This window comes from Streptomyces sp. NPDC051664 (assembly GCF_044453545.1).
GTDB lineage: Bacteria > Actinomycetota > Actinomycetes > Streptomycetales > Streptomycetaceae > Streptomyces.
On record NZ_JBITCU010000122.1, the window covers coordinates 1 to 1,450 of the forward strand.

Here is a 1,450-nt window from a genome sequence, read left to right on the forward strand (position 1 = left end):
CTAGTAGGGCTTGGTCAGGTTCGTATCGGTGTGGGTATGTCGCGGTGGCAGGTGGGGCAGGCGCCGGTCCAGAGGGCGAGGAGTATCTGCAGCTCGCGGACGACCTGGTAGAGGCTCAGGCCGGCGCCGCGTCTTTTGGGGCTTGGGCCAGTCGTTGCAGGGTGCAGAAGGCGTGCGCGACGGAGACGAGGGTGACGTGGTGGTGCCAGCCGCCCCAGGTCCGGCCCTCGAAGTGGGCAAGTCCCAGGGCCTGTTTCATCTCCCGGTAGTCGTGTTCGATGCGCCAGCGGAGTTTGGCGAGCCGGACCAGCGTGGTCAGAGGCATGCCGGAGGGCAGGTCGGACAGCCAGAACTGCACCGGCTCGCTCTCACCGGCGGGCCATTCGGCCAGCAGCCAGCACTCCGGCAGCTCCGGGCCGTCGGTGGCCTGGCGGACCTCGCGTCCGGCAGGCCGGATGCGCAAGGCCACGAAGCGGGAGTACATCCGCTTGCGGCCCGAGTGGCCGGTGCCGGGCCGGGAGCCCTCCCGCCACTGGACCGGCCTGGCCGCCTTCCGGCCCGCCGCGATGACCAGCTCCTTCACCGGCCGCGGCTTGTCGGGATACTTCGCCACCGGCGGGCGTCCGGTCCCGGAGTACGGCTCGGCCACCGGCACCGCGCCGGCGGGCTGGGCCGACAGCGTGGCGGAGATCCCCACCACGTAGTTCAGGCCGCGGGCCTGCAGTCCGTGCCGGAACGCGGCAGCATCGCCGTATCCGGCATCAGCGATGACCAGCGGCACCTCGATCCCCCAGGAGCGGGTCTCATCGAGCATGTCCAGGGCCAGCTGCCACTTCTCCACATGCCCGACATCGTCCGGGATGCCGCAGGCGGTGCGGCGGGCGACCTTGTCCGCATCGGCCTTCGGTGAGGCGGGATCCCATGTCCCGGGCAGGAACAGCCGCCAGTTGACCGCCGCCGAGGCATGGTCGGACGCGAGGTGGAGTGAGACGCCGACCTGGCAGTTGGTGACCTTGCCCGCGGTGCCGGTGTACTGCCGCGACACACACGCCGACGCGGTCCCGTCCTTCAAAAACCCGGTGTCGTCGAAGACCAGGGCCTCCGGCCCGATCGCCTCCTCCATCCGCCAGGCCAGCTGGGCCCGGACGTGCGCGGGGTCCCAGGGGCTGGTGGTGATGAAGTTGGCCAGTGCCTGACGATTGCCGTCCTCCCCGAGCCGGGCGGCCATCGGCTCGACCGACTTACGCTGCCCGTCGGTCAGCAGCCCCCGCAGATAAACCTGCCCCCACCGGCGCTGATCCTTGCGCGCAAACGGCTCGAACACCTCCGCCGCGAACGTCTCCAACTCGCCACGCACCACAGCAATCTCGTCCGGAGTCACACACTCTCAACGCCACACCGGACCCCCAGGACACGCACCACCACAACCGACCTGACCAAGCCCTACTAG

Annotated in this window: 1 protein-coding gene; it reads right to left on the reverse strand. The window is 70.0% G+C overall.

The annotated features are described in order from the left end of the window. Window positions 1-115 precede the first annotated feature (115 nt). Complete coding sequence (locus ACIA8E_RS41935; protein ID WP_399307371.1) at window positions 116-1,381, reverse strand: IS701 family transposase; 1,266 nt, start codon at window positions 1,379-1,381, stop codon at window positions 116-118. Window positions 1,382-1,450: the final 69 nt, after the last annotated feature.